We start from the raw sequence: 19,788 nt of genomic DNA, 5'->3' as shown, positions 1-19,788 counted from the left end.
CGTAGCACAAGGTTTATGGAGCTCACAGACAGAGTAAAGGGAGAAATGCTTATCCTTTACCAAATACGACATTAGTTCACTGGCAACTTTCATTTCAGTTTCCCCCTTACTTCATCCACGTTCATGATTTTATTCAAAGGCTCAGCCAAGGTAAGAAACACCTGGTTTAAGTCATTAGTAACCTCCTTCATACTAACCATATCATCATTTCCACACTCTGCCATGTAGTAGTTCACATACTTCTCGATGCTATACATAGCAGAATAATACCTCACTGCCTGCAGGAAATATGGACTATGCGTACTGATCATCACCGGAATACCCGAATTAACAATCTGTACGATAACCTTAGCAAACTCCACCTGCCACTGAGGATGCAGATGATTCTCAGGTTCATCCCATATCAGAGGACGATTATTAGAAATACAATAACCATCAAGCAGAAGTTGCAAAGCACCAAAGCTTTTGATACCAGAAGCCACATTGATAGGCTTGATCTTCATACCATTTTTCTGATATACGATGCTACGAGAGCCCTTATCATAAGTAAACGTACCATGAATGATATCCTCTGTGTGATATTCCTTCGATTGAGGTTCAAACAAACTTGGTTGAGCATGAAAGCTCTGGATGTTCCAAACCTTATCTACAAAGTCTTTCACATGAGCAGGAACCATAGGTTTATATCCAGGAACAGCCTTCATTTCCCGATAAGCAACAGAATATCTCAAGCTATCAAGAAGATGAAAGTACAGTGGCGACTCAACATAAGTGATATCCTCATAGAATTCTCTTTCCAAAAAGGAGACGTCTGTCACTTGATTATCCTTTGCCTTAAACAATAGTTTTCCCACTTCTTCAGTATCAAGCATAACATAAGTAAGCTCAGACTTAGAAGAACAGAACTGCCCCATAAACTCAGATTCAACCAGATAAGCCAACTCCGTTTTCAATACAGCCGCAGGATTATCCACCTGGTCATAGCAAATCCGAATATTCGCAATATCCTCCTTGAGCAAAGACTTTTGGCGAGGAGACAAATCAATCTCATCGATTTTAGCATTCAGATGATCCAGAAAAGCATTTCGTTCAGACTCATCCTGGCATATTCTTTCCATTTCAGATTTGATACGAGGCAACAGATTGATAGCATCATCAATAATCTTCTTCCCATAGAAATGCTTATACAAAGAATCAATGTGCTTAGAAGCTTTGTGGGCAGAACTTTCATTACTCAAGCTTCTCGTATTAGAGACAGCCTTGATGGTAGAAAAGAATGCTCTACCTATGGTACTTTTGCCCATATCATTCTCTCCCACGATTACAGTCAAGCCATTCAAGGCAATATCTGCTTCCTTGATTTTATTGATATTTTGTATATGTAATCTCATTGTTCTATCTAATTTTTCTGCAAAACTAAACAAAAAATATCATATATACAAAGAATTGGAGCACTTTTTCATTTCGCATACCTTTTCAGCCGTTATTTCACTATAAAGTCGGTTTATTGTATGGAGTACGTTCATGGAGATGACGGAATAAACATATCATCAGCACTTTCATATTCATCAGCTACCTCTATGATTAATTCTGAATCTTTATTCATAACTAACGCACAACAAATTTAACCTTCCAAGGACCTTTTGTTGCAGGTTCCTTCCAATTTTCCTTTGCAACCATCGAATCGCGAACAGCTTTGCGAACAGCCTTAGCAAATTCACCTTTAACCAATGGCTTTGGTGCATTAATACCTAACATCATAATACAGTCTCCTTTATATAGTTAATATATCTGCCGCAAAAATACGCTATTTAATTGAAACCACCAAGAAAATAGCAGAAAATCTACAAGCTATCAGCAAATTACTCAATGCGCCAGTCACCTTGTCCCTGCGGGTTCATCCCCGCTAAAACAACCTGGCGAGGGCTCTGATGCCCCGCCAACCCTAAAGCGAAGCGGTTAAGAGCGACAGGAGGAGCGGTTACATCCTCTCCCTTCTGAGAAGGGCAGAGGCTTGGAGAGGGATGTGGAGCTCCCTTTGGCTAAAGGGAGACGGAGGAATTCGAAAAAATATACTTTTCTTTTCAAAAGCTTTTTCAAAGCATTTTCCCCTTCTTATACCACTCCACCATGACCTTAGCCTTTTCCTCCCAGGAAAGTTCCATTTGTCTTTCCTTGCAATTCTCCGAAAGGAGCTTCAGCAAAGCCCTATCTTTTCAAGCTCATTGAGCAGTTTGGCGAAATCATGAGCCGACTGAGAAGGAGAAGAAAGAGGAACCTTCCTTCCCACCTTATCATTCACAGCATCACCCTGACCACATGTATCAAAACAAACGACAGGAAGATTATTGGCAATAGCTTCCAAAACGACATGAGGAGTACCCTCAGCAACACTGGTAAAGAGGAATACATCAGATTTTTCATAAAATCTCCAGAGAAAATTTCTGGTTGGATAGCAAAGAAAGAAAAGTAGCGGTCATTACCTTTAGTCTTTGATCCAACCTTTCTTTCTATCTACAAAAACTATGCACCATTTCCCGTATCGTCATAAATGAAGTTTAAAGTGCTAACAAGCTCTGCAAATCCATTTGAAATTCTGTCTGACGATTGGGCACCGCAACATAATGGATATTGATATCTGGCAGTGCCAAAGGACGATAATATTTGTCAGCAGTTTCCGAATCTATCAGTCTATGTCCCCTAACATATAAATATCTTGAGAACCATCCATCTCTACTCGTTAGCTTATTTACAGCTATCAGTTGAGCTTCCGTAGGAGCATAGGAAACAATAACACCATGATACTCCCAATTTGGATTAGACTGCAATATACTCATCTGAGCTTTCAACCGTAATAAAGTTCCTATGATTTGTTCCTTGGCACGAGCAATCTGAGCAGAAGCAAAAGAACTTTTTAACTCACATATAAAAAGACATTTTCTTCCCTTTATCTCTGCCAAGAAGATGCCGTCGCTATTATACATCATAGGAGGGCGACTATTCGCCTTTCCATAAAATGCCACAGAGTCAGCAGCAAACTCACGCGGAAATACATACCCCATACACCCTGTAACAACAAGACGCCTGAAATCTAAATCAGATCTTGGACAAGTCTCAACCACTTCTACACTACCATCAATTGATGATATCAAGTAATTGGGGTACAAGAGATTAAATTCCTCTATAGCTGGCTCCATAAATTCTACATTTATAAATTAGACACTATTCCTAAACTCTCTGCCAAATCGTTTATGTCTGCCGACAATTCCATCTGACTTTTTACAGTATTCTCAAAAGAATTAAAAGGTAAGCCTAATGACAAATCCTGCTCTTCAATGACAACACGATCATTTTCACGCTTAAAATAATAGCCCCCAATCTGTTCTGTATGCAGATATAAATTTTTATTAAACTGATGTTCTTTACAGAAGGTTTCAAAGGCTTCCATAGACTTTTCCCTTATCTTCCCCAATACCAACAGTTGATTCATACGCCCCAAGAGATAATCGCTATGTGTTGTCATTTGAATAAGCATACCCTTGTTGCAACATCTTGCCAACATATCCATCAATAAGAATTGCTTCTTAGGATGCACATGAGCTTCGGGCTCCTCAAAAAGCAGACTATTATATTGTCTAATCTTGCCATTTTGCAACATCAGCAGGAAAGGCATCAGTTCCTTGACCGAAGAAGCCGCAGCAGATACAGGAATTTTTTCACCAGACTCAAACTGCAAGAACACGCTTCCATTTTCCAAGACGATCTCACCATCTGACAACTTAGCTATATAGTTAACAAAGAACTGATTATCTGGGCTAATATTCCTTGAAGGAGTTTTTAAATCATCCAATTGCGCCAAGAAATCACGATACATACCAATAGGCGATGTTGTATTGGCTCCCATAAATGCCGCTCTTGCTGGCGGCAATATCAATGGGCGCAAATAGTTTTTACCCAAACATAATTCAGACAAATAGCCATGAAGAGAAAAGCTCATCATCAAGACATTGTCCTCCAAGTCAAGGGGGAAAACATTTATATCACCATTAATGCTATAACGAGTAAATCCCGAGGCATCCTCATCATGCAATCTCTTCATTTCTACAGGTTTGTCGTCGTCTATCTCGAAGACATAATTCACTTGACAATCAAAATTATTGTTACCTAACAAATAACCGAGAAACGCAGCTGTATTCTGATTGAGCCACATTCTAAAATCCTTGAATTTAAAAGTAAGCTCTTCCTTAACACTCCCATTTATCTTCTTTGTAATAAACTCTTGAAGTCTCATAGGAGTCAATGAAGTAATTAAGTTATACCACAATAAAGCGGTATAGCTCTTACCCAGTCCCGATTCACCCGTAAAAACCATAAAAGGCTTAAATACTATCTCAGAATCAGTAATAGGTCCTAACTTATCTATTATTATTCGGATATTCATTGTACTATGTCTTTATGTATTCAAATTTATTTGCAAAAATAGAACTTTTAGGCGAGACTTCCAAATGTTTCGTTTTATTTAACACATTTGGATAACCATTCTTCTTTCGTGCTCCTTGATTTCCTCTTCAGTAAATCTCATTTTGATCAGTTTGGCAGAAATACCACCGATATCAGTCATATACTTGCCGCAAAAATACGCTTTTTAATTGAAGCCACCAAGAAAATAGCAAAAAATCTGCAACCTTTCAGCAAATTACGCAATACACCAGTCACCTTGTCCCTGCGGGTTCATCCCCGCTAAAACAACCCTGGCGAGGGCTTTGATGCCCCGCCAACCTTATAGCGAAGCGGTTCAGAGCGACAGGAGGAGCGGTTACATCCTCTCCCTTCTGAGAAGGGCAGAGGCTTGGAGAAGGATGTGGAGCTCCCTTTGGCTAAAGGGAGACGGAGGAATTCGAAAAATATACTTTTCTTTTCAAAAGCTTTTTCAAAGCATTTTCCCCTTCTTATACCACTCCACCATGACCTTAGCCTTTTCCTCCCAGGAAAGCTCCATTTGTCTTTCCTTGCAATTCTCCGAAAGGAGCCTCAGCAAAGACCTATCCTTTTCAAGCTCATTGAGCAGTTTGGCGAAATCACGAGCAGACTGGCTCGGAGAAGAAAGAGGAATCTTCCTACCTACCTTATCATTCACAGCATCACCCTGACCGCAAGTATCAAAACAAACGACAGGGAGATTATTGGCAATAGCTTCCAAAACGACATGAGGAGTACCCTCAGCAACACTGGTAAAGAGGAAAACATCCGACATCTGCATGATGTTCTGTACCTCATCGTGGCTAACAGCACCATGCCAGATACACTTATCAGCAATGCCATAACTCTCTGCTAATGACTGATAGGATTCTGCATCACCGCCACCAACAATATGAAGACGGAGCTTATCGTTTCCACTCTTAGCTACAGATTTTAAAGCCAAGCCCAACTGCTTGCGGAAATCCATTTTACCAACCCAGAGTACATCAAAAGTTTCTTTCTGCGATTTATCCACAATAGGATGATCCTGAACATAACACCCAGTCTCGTTAAGCAGAGGCGAATCTATATTCATGTATTTTTTGAAAGAGCGCTGCGAGTTCGATGAAGCAGAGAAGATGACTGATGCCTGATGCGCAGCAAGAAGCACACGCTTGGAATGTCTCAATTGGATACCCGTCAGGAAATTCTTCAGATGCATGAACAACTTTGTCTTCAGTCCAGCACCATCCAGATAAGCTACAGGGAACTTATCCTTGGCATCCACAGGCCCCCACACAAACGGCACCCCATTCTCTTGCGACAATTTCCAGAGATATCCAGGCTCACGGAATCCAATCATGTTGAGCTGATGCAACACATCCATCTTCTCCACCTTACAGATATCCTTTGCCAAGAGATACGTCCTCCACTGCCACTCCTTATAATATTTATAGAAGCGCCAGTCACCCTGGTTCCAACACATCTTCCTGATTTCCTCCGATACCGGATTATAATAGAAGTGCATGTTCTTCCCCTGTTCCAAGGTAGGCACCACCTCCTCTATCTTCTCCCGAAACTCCCCTTCGGTGATAATATATAGTTCACAGAACTTAGCGAGATTGCTCACCCAGTTCCATGCCATTCCCGGCTCACTCCCCATACCAGGCGAGCAAGCGTATGCATTAATTAAAATCTTCATACATCAGATCTTTTAAAATCTACCATTTACAACCACACAGTTTATGATAAACACACCATATTATATAAGCAGCAGCAAGAGATTCCAGATATATCCATGCCAAATCAGCAAATGGATTTCTGAAGTGAAAACCATAGTTGATAAAAAACAAGTGGATGAGCCACATGTTCATAGACATTTTACCTAAGAAATCAAATCCACGCTTCACCTTATCAGATAAATATCCCTGAATATCAATCAGAAACATAATCATAGCAATGATCAGACCGATATTCAAGATATTCCATCCCAAAACAAAACGGGCAACCAGTAAAGCTGCCACCAAGAGCAATCTATACCATACTCTCTGCGCTGCCAAGAAATCAAACAAAGAGAATTTACGGGCAATCATACCCGAATAAAGCAGAGGGAAATAATGCAGCACATAATGCCCAGCTTCAGAATAACATCTGAGAAACTTAGCCAAAGGTTGGAAGCAGACTACAGAAACAATCAGCAAAGGAATCCATACCTTATTATATTGCAGACTTTTGGCAAATAGTGGAAAACAGATTACGTAAATCACGTAGGTCTGCATAAACCACCAATTCCCATTCATATTCCTTGTCAGCAACATCGCATCCGTCACTACCTGAAACCATTTCACTTCATGGATAATCAATAAGAAAGGCGCTATCAGGATGACAATCAACCAAAAGGGCAACAACACCTTCTTCAGTCTCCTCCAAATATGAAAGACATTCCCTGCAGCGCAGTAAGAAGCCATTAGCCCATAGCCAGAGACAAACAGGAACATGCCCACGCAGATTTTGCCCATCATCCCAATAGACAGTAGCAGATGCCCATACTCTATCGGCTCAAACAGAGCAAAATAAGGCCGATGCCATAGATGATGCATAATCATCAATACCAAGGCAAAAGCCTTCAGTTGGCTTGAAACTTTCTTATCGAATGAATACCTCGTTTTCTGCATTATGATTTCGATAGTTCCATTCTACTTTCATGCTCCTTGATCTCCTCTTCCGTAAATCTCATTTTGAGCAGTTTAGCAGGAATACCGCCGATAATACTATAAGGAGGAAAGGATTTAGTGACCACAGCACCAGCAGCCACAACCGAACCATGCCCGATAGTCACACCTTTGAGGATTGTAACATTTGCCCCACACCACACATCATCCTCGATGACGACAGGCTGGTCATATACATTCACCCCATCCACAAACTTTTCCTCCACAGTAACGTCCGCGATATATTTGCCCAAGATGTCAATACGATGATCACCAGTGATGATTGTAGGATTCGGACCGAAGAGCACCTTCTTGCCAATAGTACATGCAGCATCCGTACAATAGATAGTACTACCTTTAGGAATCGAAGTACCATCTCCTACAGACAGGTTCCACAAGCCCTTGAAATCCGAAGACATCGGACGGATATATACCCCCTTGCCACAGTGCTTCATGCAGCGCTTCCATACGGGCACCCACATCTTGTCCCACAGATAAGAAGGAACAAGACTTATCTTTTGTAATATCTGAAAAATGTTCATGATTTCAAATAATTCACTATTATATATACAACTCATATTGATTGGCGAGATTGCTCACCTCGTTCCATGCCATTCCCAGCTCACTCCCCATACCATGAAAGCAAGCGTAAGCATTAATCAATATCTTCATACATCAGATTTTTCATTAAACCTCCAAAGAAAACTTATCCTTCGATAGCAGCGAAAGAAAAGCAGCGGTCATTACCTTTAGCAGATATGCAGCTATACAAATGACAGCAAACACAATAATGATATTCAAAGGGAACACACTGTTCCATTTATTAGTGATAAGCATAAACTGCACAATATAAATCTCCAGCGTGAGCCCAGCAACCAGAGAGATTCCTTTACCCAAGAACCTCTTGCCGAAGCACCAGTCAGTCCATTTATACGATGCCACATACATCCTTCACCCAATGATCAATTCTTATTCTGTCACGACAGACATACACCAAACCCCCCATCATCATGATGCTGAAATGACATACGAAATGAAAGCTCGTATGGAACGGCGAACCTTCAGCCACCGGCATCCAGAAGAAATAAGCCACAGAGCAAGCTACCGCCAGACCGAAGAGAGACAACATGTATTTATTGCCCCCCAGAATCGGCATTTTGCAGGTAAAAACCTTATCAACAGATAGAACAAAGCATAGTACACCACGATAGTTTGCAGGAACCAATAATCACTCCCCAATATCATTTTATCGAAAGTCAGCGGAGCATCCCATATCAAGTTAGCTGCCACCACCCAGATAAACACCGCAGGCCACAACCTCCTGATTTTCCCTTTAAACCAATCGATAAAGCTCAGCTCCTTATGCTTTCCAAATCCCATCATCAGAAGATACCCTGCCACAAAGAAGAACAGAGCATTACCCTGCACACCAAAAGTAGCAAAGGCAGTGTTCACTCCCTCATATAGCGGTTGGAAATGAGAATTGGTAATCATCAATGCAGCCATGAATTTCATCATGTCTAACGAATATAAACGCTTCTTAGTCATAGTATCACATTTATTTTTTAAATGAATTAACACTTTTCTATAGTCATCAGCAACAACCACCTCCTCTATTTTGTCCCGAAACTCTCCTTCTTTGAAGCCACATTTACACAAAAAGGGCGACTAATGTTGTATAATAAACGGATGCCTTAAAAAGACATCCGCAAATTTTATTCAATCGTTTATAAAACATCCTCACATCGCGCTGCAACACGATAAAGAGTCTTATCAAAGCAATCGCCATCTTAACACCATGACGATTGCTTTTTTATTATTCTTGTTTATTTATAAATGCAAGATTTAATGTCCGGATTTAAGAGTTTTCAACAAAACACCCAATTCTCCAATAAATCTATTCAAGCTATCAATTGGCATATTTTCTCTTGTTGAAAGTTTATTTTCTTCTTTTTCCACATAATCCAAGAAACACTTTGCTTTTATACTGACACTTGGTGAAGTAAACAAAGCCACACATCTACAAATATTCAAACGGAAATTGGTAAAAATCAAGCATAGTATCATACTATCTTCTTCCTTACAAAGATTCTTATCTTTATCTACTTCATTTTCTTTTTGCTTTAAAGTGCGATATTGAATTAAGAGTTCTTGCGCTTTAGCCAAATATTCAATAATTCTCTGTTTTCTTTCATCATCACGTGGCAACATCAAAGGATCATGTAGAGCAGCCATTGTACGCAGTAAATTAAAGAGGGTTGTTTCTATTCGTAACTTATCCTTTAGAGCTGTACGTTCATTCTCAACCGCTTTCTTCAAGTTTTCAATATCTTGTTTTTTTATCTTATTATCAGCTGATAGTTTATTCCAATCATCATCATGTTTCTTCACTTGCATATATTGCCCAACACCTGCCATCAACAATACCACGGCAAGAATCGCCAGCCAAAAACCTACCCAACTATTCAATCTATCAATACCAATATTGATGTCAGTTTGATATTGGTCACGAATCATTCCCAACTCATTCTCCATAGAATCCAAGCGTCGAGTATAGCTGGCAAACTTTACAGAATCTTGCTGGCTTATTTCCGTAGAAGGCTTTACTTCGCTATGAATCCATTTTACATTTTGCTCTACTGGGGTTATTGCGCTTACGAAAAATACACAAGCAGCAACTGACAATAATAGTAAGAGTAAGATAACAGTACCTTTCAAATAACAACCAGTTTCTTCTTTTTCCTTACACATTCTGATATATACTTTTATAAGAGTTTTCCTTTTTCAACATTTCTGCTTTCTCCGAATCTTTATAGATTTCATCTATCTCCTCCAATCTATACAACCTCCCTGTAACCAATGGGAATTGGTCTATTTTCATCGTTCCAATATCGGCATAGTTCAAACCTGTGTACCCACGCTTAAAAGATTGAAGCACCAAATCATCATGGGTCATCATAATCAATTGAAGAGACCTATCAAAACCTTTCTGTAAGACATGTTCATTATATGCCTTTTTCATAAAATAGGCAAAGTGCTCCAACTTGATGCTGTTTTCAAAATCGTTGGCATTAAAGACATCATCTACAACAATGGGAGCAGAAATTCGATGTTGCAACATCCAATAAAAAGAGATTGCCATTTTCATAGCCACGCAATACAGCTTAAAACGAAATTCATTGAAATACTCATGAGGCGTGGTTACATATTTTGTTTTTAAATTAGCATGAATCTCTAATTTAATATGTTCAATATCATCTACTGAATTAAATGTATATTCTTCACCATGATTAGAAAAGTAAGACATAATATCAGAAACAATATCACCATATTCTTGAATAAATTGTTTGACCAACTGTATTCGTAATTCATTCAATACTTGTTCTACATCTTCTAACAACTTTATATTTGTAGCAATAGAATCCTTATCTACGTTTTTCAATCCTATAGCTTGCAAATTATTCATCTCTTGCTGATTGTCAAATAGCTGGTTAAGTTCATCTAACTTTTGCCCAGTATTGGTCATATCCTTTACAATGTTATAAAGTGCGCAATAAAGTCCAACGAGCTTTTTCCGTTTCTCCTCTATTCTGTTTTTTGAGTTCTCATTTATACCATCCTCCGTTACACCCGATATCAAAGCACTTTCTCCATCCTCTGTTACAGATGGGATATCGGTCAATTCTCTCCAACGTTTCTCAAATAAGCGATGATACGATGAAACCTCGCTTAATTTTTGACTGTTATCTTCTACCTCTTTACTATCTTTATCCTTATCATATAGTAAAAGTGCCTCTTGTAAGTCTTTGTATTCTGATTCCGAAAAAACAATTCCTTGATTGACCTTTTCTTGCTTTTCTTTCAATTGTATTATCAATTCACCTATTAATTGATAGCTCTCGTTTAGCCTTCCATATCCCATTTGTTTTAATATCCAAAAAAATAAGACTCTATCTTTTTTCATTTCATGAATATCCACATCCGAACAAAAAAACGCAGGAACTGCCAAAGGGCTACATTCTGGAGAGTCTTGATTTATCTGTTTTTTTAGTTCTTCCCCCTCTAAACTATACGATAATTGCCAGATACAATTTTCTCCATTTGTTCCCTTCTTGAATCCAAAAGAGAAATAAGAATCAGAACCAGATGACAACAGTTTAGAATAACTTGAATATCCCATATAAATTTTCTCCAAAGCTGTATAAAGAGTACTCTTACCACTTCCATTCTGACCGACTAATAGCAAAGAAGATATCTTACTTTGAGAATCAAGAAAAGATAAGCCATAATTGACATCTCCATCTGGATAAGTACGAAAATTATCGAATACAAGAAGGGCTATACGACATTTCTCAGGAGCCTTATCAGTAATGGGATTACACGTTTTCTTCAAATCAGGAATACGCAGATTGGTTGAGGAAGTTACACAAAGGTTTCGGATGACCTTTCGTACTTCTTCATCCTTATCCTTTATATATTCCTCAACCCTCATCAAACATGAAGGATGCATCATTTCATTCTATAAATTAAAATTTGAGTATAACATTATTGATATACCCTTGAATTTTGAATTTGAATATTTTATCATGCCACAAATCCTTATTTGCATTTTCAGGTGACATCAAAAAAGCAAACAAATCATCTGCTACTAAATATTTCTTTAAAGTATCAGACAAGCTATTTATATATGTAATGACATATTCTCGACCTCTATAGAATAGTGATACAAGAATATTCAGAACATTCACCATTTGCCAAACTTTCCACATATAAGGACACAACTCTTCACGAACCATAGAGTTTTCATCCAACAGAACAGAACTATTCAATTCATAGCGAGACAAAACTTCTCGATATTTATCTAAAAGATCTCTTAGCTTCCTATCTACCTCTTCTGTTTCTATGCTACTATCAAAGAGGGTTGGTAAAGCTTGGGAAATTGCATCGGAAACATTTTGCAGTTTCTCGCAAACATCATGTATGTCCATGATGTCTGACATAAAATAATTGATGGTATTGGAATAGATAAATGAAGCCTGTGATTTATTTCCCATCTCTGCCATTATATCTTTGACATACCCATTCATAGCTGTTTCCACCTCACTACTTAAAGTCGTATTTTTCACAAACTCTTTATCCAGTACCTGAGAGGCTACACTAACAAACTTACCGTCTTGCAATGTGAGCACATTCTTTGACACGAGAAATTCCACAAGATTTTCCTGGATATTTTTCTTCGCGCCACAATCCCCTAACAAAATGTTCAGACTCCACTCTTTAGAATCCAACTCAATAGGCAACACAAATTCTTCCTCCTCCAAGTCATTTCTGAAACGATGATAAACAGCCGCAAGAACACCATTCAAGTTTTTCTTAATTACCTTATCAGATGATTCGTTGACATCTCCTAAGAGCATTTGCCTAATAATATGAACAACAAAACGACCAATATGACTTATCAAAACGTCCTCATTTTCTCCTGGACGAAAAACCCTAACCCACTTGAAATTACCTGTACCAAGAATGTACTGTGGTACAATACTTCCATTGTCAATTTGGACATCAACCCATTGGTGCATCTCTTTAGCAGAGATATCTTTTGTTTCAATATTATTAGCATTGTCCCAAATAAAATTCCACAAATATTGATAAGTATAACCAAAACGAAGACGTTCCTGTCTGTTGACACTGATATAACGAGACCCACGTTCTACCATCATTGTCTGATTGAAGAACATAGCAGAAAGTGCTTCTTTCATAGTCTTGCTATCAAAGACCATCTTTAAATTAGTCGCCTTTAATAAATCCGCCTCCAGACTTGAAAGCCGAGAAGACTCAAAGACAATATTATCATATATGTTCTCTATATTATCAGAAATTGGCAATGTATAATATTGCTCGCTGTCAAGTGCTTCATTCCATGCACTAACTATTTTATCTGCAATTGTTTCGTTTCCTAACAAGTAAACCAAGTTAGAAGAGTCTACATTTCTATGAAGAATCTCACCTACAATATTAAGGATTGCTTGTTCCACACTTCTTCTATAATAACAAAAAGTATCAATAGAAGAGAAATAATTAAACAACACCACCGCTGTCCTTACGAGATTACGGTCGTTCATCTTTTGACTCCACAATTTTTCTGATATCCCCTCCAATTGTTTTGCCATTTTACGCCATTGAGCGTTCACTTGGACAATGTTTCCAAAAGATATAAATCTAAACAATCCTAGATTTGTCTGCATTAGTTCCGGTGCTATCGAAACAATAGAGATTTTGCAGCCATCCACAAATATTCTCAATTTGCGGAAAGTAGAATTTTTCACATCTGACAACAATACAGAAATGCTCTTGATCCCAATAGGACTATCTATCATATAGACCTTTTCCGAGCCAAAAACGCTCTCTAAAGAAGCCAAAAGCTTATATATATCTACAGGAGATTTTGTCTCATAGCATATCTCAGGGAACTCCACCTCGAGCGACTTGCCCAAACTACGCAAGTCCTTCATCACTTCCTTCACGAAGAAGTGACCATATCCCAAGCGTACATTTTTTATCGCTTTTACCTCAACATCTCCAAAATCCAAAGATTCCTTGTCTTTAATACAAGAATAGATTCCCTCGATATGTACCCTTTCCTTTAAACCATAAACAGCGATATATGATTCTATTTCATCTTTCAATGCAGAAATCGTAGAACCATAATATATAGCATCATCGACAATAAATATACGATATTCCTGATCCGATTTGGCCAATATGCTGTCAAACAAAAACGGCAAAGCATGTTCTGTCATAACATTCAATTCCTTCAAGCCCATATTCTTTCTCAAATATTCGAGAAGCCTTGGACCTTTTCGGGACAATGCTATAACTATATCCGAATCTGAAGAGATGATGGAAGAGTTTAAATTCTCCACTATACCTTGCAGACTTTTTATATATGTTTCTTTATCCGTCATTGACACTGAGGTTCTTTAACACTGAGGTTCTTTAATAGGATAAATGATTTTTCAATATAAATATTGTAATAAATTCCCTTTCAGACATTCCTTAGGTTCCTCAAATCTCAGTTTTTCCTCTGTGATTCAAGTACTTAGCGAATTTCACATTACAATATTTCATACTTTTTATCCTCATCTCTAACAAAAGAATGAGATTCATGATGCAAAAATAGATATAATTTATGAATCTTGCAAGTTTTTTTGCACCTTTTAACGGTAAGTTAAACTTCACACCTACTTTACTTTCACAAACTTACACTCCACGCTGCATGCTATTGCTATCAAGCCTTCTATCAACACTATGAAGCGCTTGTCCTTCGCCCCCTTCACTCGCTGGTAATAACCAGTGATGCCAGCAAGTGGGCCATCGCCGATGACCACCCTTGCATTCTTCCGAAGCTTCCCTATCGTTTGGGGAGTGAGAAACTCGGGCTCGTCATAACCGATCGACTCATAAAAACGGATGAAGTCATCCATCTGCCTCTGCGGCACAACTATCGGAGACAGGGGATTTAGAATGAACTGCAGGATGTCCTGCCCCTTCTTCACCTTCATGATGCCATTGTAGCTGTCATGTACGAAGACGAAGTTGTGGATAGCCGGTTCCTCCCACGTTACAATTTCACCATCCCGAATCTCCTGCATTTTCTTCATCGGGATAAAATTCTCTATATGGTGAGCATCCAAGAGTGCCTTGGCCTTCATCTCCCGACGAAAAGGAGAACTCATCGCATACCACAAGATTTCATTGGGATCACAAGATAACCTCATATTGTCTTTTGATTGTTTTCCAACTGCTTCATTCTCTTCAATAGCAGAGAGTTAAGTAAGGACTTTATTTTTCTTGCCAACCTATCGTTATCTATTTTGACGATAGCAGCAAAATACAGTTAACTATAAAACACAATTTCTCATATTCTCTATAGTATCATCATAGCGTTTTATATACTTATCAACGATTTGGATAGATAAGTCATCAAGATGAGAGCATCTATTATAAATATCTTTCAATTGCATATTCCGAAGATTTTCCAAATCTTCAATAGAGTCAACTATAGTTTGAGACGGATTATCAATAACCTCATCGTTGACTTCAAATGTTTGAGTGGCCGTCAGTTTCTTAGATTTTATCTGCTTTAATAACTGTCTGCAAGACATATAAGGCTGGTTTTGAGCCAACAAATTATAAACAGCAATAAGGCACGTCATCTGCTGTTTTTCTCTCTCATCAAGTTGTTTGATCTCAACGAAATCAACATAACCATCAAAAACCTGATGAAATAAGCTTTGCATTTTTTTCAACTTATCCTGTGCATCCAGCAATATCACCGTCATTTTTTGAACCTCATTGATGAAGCCACCTGAGGGCTGATAACTCTGTATGAAGAAGGTTGTCAAATCAGTAGAATAATGAACAATACTGCGTTAAATTAATATTTAATCGTCTGTAAATCAATAACTTATATTAAGAAGTGCTTATGAAAACTTAACTGTAAAAAGTTGGTCAAGTCGCTGATTTTCAGTAACTTTGTAGATCACGACAAATACAATATTACATGAATACAGGACTTGACCAATATATGGATATCTTTAAAGATGCAGTTGAAGATTCAGCTGCAAAGATAACAAAAAGTTTCGAGAAAATACTCATCGAGGTGATAATTTTGTTCATGGTAATACCAAGAAAGATAAATTTCACCCAAATGGGGAGGTATGGCTTGCATGTTGAGCAAACCTATCGCAACGCATTCGGCTTGAAAAAGTCGAAGTGCATTGATTGGCTCAAACTTAATGTCTCACTTGCCAAGCGCTTCTTGGGTAAACAGGGAAGATGGGCTATTGCCATTGATCCCAGCTACATCAGTAAAGCTGGCAAGAAAACACCACATATCGGTCGTTTTTGGTCAGGATGTGCTCAGTCTGTTAAACATGGTCTCGAAATCATGGGTATTGGCCTCATTGATATTGATGCCAAAGACTGCATGATGTTAAAAGCACACCAGTCGCTAAGTAATAAAGAACTGAGTCTTAGAAACAAGACTATGGTAGATTTCTATATCAGCGTCATTAAGCGTTACCGCAAGGAACTTCTTAAACTCTCAACCCTCATAGTTGCAGATGCTTACTTCTCTACAAGTACATTTGTTAATGGGATAAAGAAAGAAGGGTTCTCTTTGATAAGCCGCTTTCGTGACAATGCTTGTCTCTTTTATGTCTATGCTGGTCCACGTACTGGAAAACGTGGTCGCCCCAAGACCAAGGATGGCAAGATTGATATGAAGAATCTTGACCTCACTCGAATGGAGAAGATGGAGATGAAAGATATAGAAGGAACAGCTTATACTTTGATAGCCTATTCCAAGGCACTCAGGTGTAAAGTTAGACTTGTCATCTGGCAGATGCCGAATGGCAAGAAGAAACTATTCTTCTCTACAGACACCTCACTTTCGGGTGAAGAAGTACTTCTTTATTATAGAACCAGGTTCCAGATCGAATTTTGCTTTCGTGACGCCAAAGGCTATACTGGTCTTATGGACTGCCAGGCTCGCGATAAGTGGAAACTCGATTTTGCTTTCAATGCTTCGTTCACATCACTAAATGTTGCCAAGGTAACTATGAAGGAGATGGGAATGGAATATTCTATGTCTTCATTCAAGTCACTGATGACCAACATTTATCTGGTGAAACGAATTTTTAAAGCAAGCGGGTACACCCCGAACCGAACTTTAATTAGCAAGATTTTCAAAGATCTCTCGTGCTTACAGCGTATAGCTGCTTAGCACATTATTGAATTATTAACGAACTATTGATGAAAATACAAGGAGTTTAATTCCTTCAAATTATCTTTTGTACTTTGGCCTTCACCCTCCTCTTTGTTAATTACATAACCTAATCCGAATCTATTTATTTCAGTTGCAGGTAACTCTATGTGAGCATTTAAAATCTTATCACACACAACATAAGAAACTTGGTCCATTTTGGCATTGTGCGCCTTTCCTACTCGATGAATGTCATCAATGCCTTGCCAATATTCTTTTATTACATCAACAAATAGCTTACGCAAAGTTATCAATTGATCACAATAAGCCTTTCTGGAAGGAAGAGCATAGCTTTTTTCATACAAATGCACCATCATTGTGCGCGGTTCTTGCATATCATCAAGCGGTAACTTTTCTCTACTAATATGCTTTTCAAAAGTCAAATCTATATCTTCAAAAATCTCATCTTTTATTATCTCTGAATGATATACATCTGCATTTGGAAATGCTTTTCTCAGCAAATCAATATGATGCATATTAATGCGATGCATTATATCCCCATCTCCATTTTCAAATTGTTTCCCAGCAGTAAAATAGTCTAAGAAGGTAAGACATTTAACCTCATTTTCACAAATATCAAACTCCAAGATGTTATTCTGGATGCGAAATTGTTTAACGAAGTTTTCTTCCAGTTGATTAAATGTGGCAGAATCATAACCAGCCAGTTTCAGTCCAAGAAGCACATCTGCCATCTCATCCAAATCATCAGGAACCTTAGCATCCATCTTAAAATCAGCAAATTCTGGCTTATAAGAAAGCTGCAAATTACATATCGTTAAGAATTTTGCCAACCAAAAATAGTCACGCCACTCTTTAGGCTTTTCCAAAGAGATAGAACTATCAAGCCATTTACATAAATAGAAATAAACCTCAGTCTGCGAAGAAAATCTTTTTCTTACATCATCCATCGTAATACCTATTTGGCTACCAAACAATTTATCAACAGACTCATCTAGTTCGATTTCCGTAAAGTTAACTGGCACTAACACTTGCCAACAAAGAGACGCAGTTTGCCTTAACCAGTCAAACGCTGCTTGATTATTATCTATATAATGCTTAACTCCACACCATACCAATGTTCTTGCCACAATATACGCTTGCATAGAGTTTATCTTCTTACCCTCCAATTCACGCAAAAGAGAATCAGGCGTATATTTTCCTTCATCTATAAGGGCCATAAGAAACAGAGGACTTGTGTTTTCATTAATATGCTCGAATAATTCCATACCGATTTCTCCTAATCCATTTCTATAATTCCTAAATATCTCTTCAACTATGATATGAGTTCTAATGGGGTGAACATCAGAAAATCCTTCACCATTATACTCAAAGAATTCACCTTTCATTTGGTCTATACATCGAGACAGGTCCATTGGAGAAAGATGACACAAGTTCCGAATGACATTCACAGAGATATTTCCCTGCAAGACATTCGAGACAGATATATACTGAAGAAAGGAGGCATTTACATGATCAAGTTTTCCTATCTGTTCAGAGATTCTTGCCCTTAGAGGAACACCTTGTGTCAAGAAATACACATATTCAAGCAATGTTTGAGGATGTCCAGAATTATTCCAAGCCTCTTCAAAGATATCAATATGGCACAATCCTCTTTCGCTTAGATGATCAAAGATATCCTTTGCCTCAGATTCGGTTAAATCTAAAGCAAGAGTAGAGTAATGAAGTTTTTCATTAACTTTGTTTTTACACCTATTCCAATCATCCTGCCGGATTGTTACTAAGCATTTAACAAAAGGAGTATCCTCTATTTCATTTACCACTTGAATCCATGAAGTATCGTATGGCAGCACATCTAAATATACAAAAGCTTCACTCTTCAAGCCTTTCGAAATATCTTTGATGGTGGCAATAATCTGCGATATGTTATTCTGATTTATATATTTAATCTCATATCGTAAAGGAATACCACAAATCTTCAAAAACCGATATGCCAAACTACTTTTCCCTGAACCAGAGACACCCGTTATGAAAACGAGATTACTGTCTTTCTGCTTCTCATAGAGTTGTTGTAACTTTTCTTCTCTTACTACATCATAATTTCTTGCAATATGTATTTCCTTGGCAGATATACCTTGATAATAAGATATTTCAGAATTAACATCTTCCTGACAAGCTGACTGAAAAAGTGGAATTACAGTTAGTCCAAATTGAGTAAAGAATTCCTTTTGGCGCACAGAAAACTCAATAATCTGCCCTACCTGACAACATAAATCATCATAAGTAGCAGACATTTCATTTATCACAAGATAACAAATCCACTGAACCAAATAATCCTTTACTATTAAAGGATCAATAGATGGAAATCGATTTTTTAAAACAGATTCAACATAATTTTCCAACTCTCCTTGCGATTTAGACTGCCATAATATTTTTGCAGCAAGCTCCTTGGAAGAAGCATAATCCAAATGAAGAGTTTCCTCTTTTTTGAGCGACTTTACAAGAGAGGACACCTTCGTCAATCTATCAGAAATCACTCCTTTATCATTGCCATGTCCAACCGCCACGAATGATATTTTTACATTTGAATTTTCATCTAAACTATCCTTACCACGAGAAAACAAAGAAGTAGATTTACCCTTGGAAAACAGATCAGAATACACGATTGTCCCAGAATAACACTTCACCTGTACGGTTTCGATAATTTGGTCATTCAAATATATGTCTAAATCTTCTCTTCCTTCAGGCACAAATACTTCTTTAGAATCAGCAGATTCTAACATTCTATACAAGGTATAGAGATATTGAACATGATAACCAAAAACTGTTGATGAA

Annotated in this window: 16 protein-coding genes and 1 pseudogene; 1 reads left to right on the top strand and 16 read right to left on the bottom strand. The window is 38.0% G+C overall.

Translation table 11 applies throughout. From position 1 onward, the window contains the following. Positions 1-89: 89 nt before the first annotated feature. From KUA50_RS00535 to KUA50_RS00465, 15 genes and pseudogenes are all read right to left on the bottom strand, one after another. Positions 90-1,391 carry an AAA family ATPase gene (locus tag KUA50_RS00535; RefSeq protein ID WP_218457815.1) on the bottom strand — a complete coding sequence of 434 codons (1,302 nt, stop codon included), beginning with the start codon at positions 1,389-1,391 and terminating at the stop codon, positions 90-92. A gap of 217 nt (positions 1,392-1,608) precedes the next feature. Beyond that, positions 1,609-1,761 carry a hypothetical protein gene (locus tag KUA50_RS00530; protein WP_218457816.1) on the bottom strand — a complete coding sequence of 51 codons (153 nt, stop codon included), beginning with the start codon at positions 1,759-1,761 and terminating at the stop codon, positions 1,609-1,611. Positions 1,762-2,197: 436 nt separating this feature from the next. Next, a pseudogene (locus KUA50_RS00525) lies at positions 2,198-2,401 on the bottom strand (glycosyltransferase); the annotation flags it as partial. Between the two features lie 157 nt (positions 2,402-2,558). Next, positions 2,559-3,197, bottom strand: a complete 639-nt coding sequence (locus KUA50_RS00520; protein ID WP_218457817.1) for a hypothetical protein — start codon at positions 3,195-3,197, stop codon at positions 2,559-2,561. 11 nt (positions 3,198-3,208) lie between these two features. Then, positions 3,209-4,441: an AAA family ATPase gene (locus KUA50_RS00515; RefSeq protein ID WP_218457818.1), complete on the bottom strand. Its 1,233-nt coding sequence runs from the start codon at positions 4,439-4,441 to the stop codon at positions 3,209-3,211. Positions 4,442-4,930: 489 nt separating this feature from the next. Then, complete coding sequence (locus KUA50_RS00510; RefSeq protein WP_218457819.1) at positions 4,931-6,160, bottom strand: glycosyltransferase; 1,230 nt, start codon at positions 6,158-6,160, stop codon at positions 4,931-4,933. Positions 6,161-6,179: 19 nt separating this feature from the next. Then, positions 6,180-7,133, bottom strand: coding sequence for an acyltransferase family protein (locus KUA50_RS00505; protein WP_218457820.1), 954 nt, complete (start codon positions 7,131-7,133; stop codon positions 6,180-6,182). Then, positions 7,133-7,711, bottom strand: coding sequence for an acyltransferase (locus KUA50_RS00500; protein WP_256624341.1), 579 nt, complete (start codon positions 7,709-7,711; stop codon positions 7,133-7,135). Before KUA50_RS00500 ends, KUA50_RS00505 begins: the two co-directional genes overlap by 1 nt. Positions 7,712-8,097: 386 nt before the next feature. Further along, positions 8,098-8,298 (bottom strand): hypothetical protein, encoded by a 201-nt coding sequence (locus tag KUA50_RS00495; RefSeq protein ID WP_256624342.1) that lies wholly within the window; start codon positions 8,296-8,298, stop codon positions 8,098-8,100. Then, positions 8,271-8,717, bottom strand: a complete 447-nt coding sequence (locus KUA50_RS00490; protein WP_256624343.1) for an acyltransferase family protein — start codon at positions 8,715-8,717, stop codon at positions 8,271-8,273. Before KUA50_RS00490 ends, KUA50_RS00495 begins: the two co-directional genes overlap by 28 nt. Before the next feature lie 297 nt (positions 8,718-9,014). Continuing rightward, entirely contained in the window at positions 9,015-9,920 is a 906-nt protein-coding gene (locus tag KUA50_RS00485; protein ID WP_218457822.1) for a hypothetical protein, read from the bottom strand. Next, the gene (locus KUA50_RS00480) at positions 9,913-11,682 is read right to left on the bottom strand and encodes a hypothetical protein (RefSeq protein WP_218457823.1); all 1,770 of its coding nucleotides are present in this window, start codon (positions 11,680-11,682) and stop codon (positions 9,913-9,915) included. Before KUA50_RS00480 ends, KUA50_RS00485 begins: the two co-directional genes overlap by 8 nt. A 13-nt stretch (positions 11,683-11,695) precedes the next feature. Beyond that, positions 11,696-14,134, bottom strand: coding sequence for a hypothetical protein (locus tag KUA50_RS00475; protein ID WP_218457824.1), 2,439 nt, complete (start codon positions 14,132-14,134; stop codon positions 11,696-11,698). 276 nt (positions 14,135-14,410) lie between these two features. Beyond that, a complete protein-coding gene (locus KUA50_RS00470) occupies positions 14,411-14,947 on the bottom strand; it encodes a UpxY family transcription antiterminator (protein WP_218457825.1) in 537 nt (178 codons plus the stop codon). A 123-nt stretch (positions 14,948-15,070) separates the two neighbouring features. Further along, positions 15,071-15,511: a hypothetical protein gene (locus tag KUA50_RS00465; RefSeq protein ID WP_218457826.1), complete on the bottom strand. Its 441-nt coding sequence runs from the start codon at positions 15,509-15,511 to the stop codon at positions 15,071-15,073. Between the two features lie 221 nt (positions 15,512-15,732). Between KUA50_RS00465 and KUA50_RS00460 the strand changes: the two genes are divergently transcribed. Continuing rightward, entirely contained in the window at positions 15,733-16,956 is a 1,224-nt protein-coding gene (locus tag KUA50_RS00460) for a transposase (protein WP_217752555.1), read from the top strand. A gap of 23 nt (positions 16,957-16,979) precedes the next feature. On the opposite strand, the gene KUA50_RS00455 is transcribed toward KUA50_RS00460, so the two are convergent. After that, positions 16,980-19,736: a hypothetical protein gene (locus KUA50_RS00455; protein ID WP_218457042.1), complete on the bottom strand. Its 2,757-nt coding sequence runs from the start codon at positions 19,734-19,736 to the stop codon at positions 16,980-16,982. Positions 19,737-19,788 lie beyond the last annotated feature (52 nt).

This window comes from Segatella hominis (assembly GCF_019249725.2).
GTDB lineage: Bacteria > Bacteroidota > Bacteroidia > Bacteroidales > Bacteroidaceae > Prevotella.
This window is presented reverse-complemented; position numbering and strand designations above follow the sequence as displayed.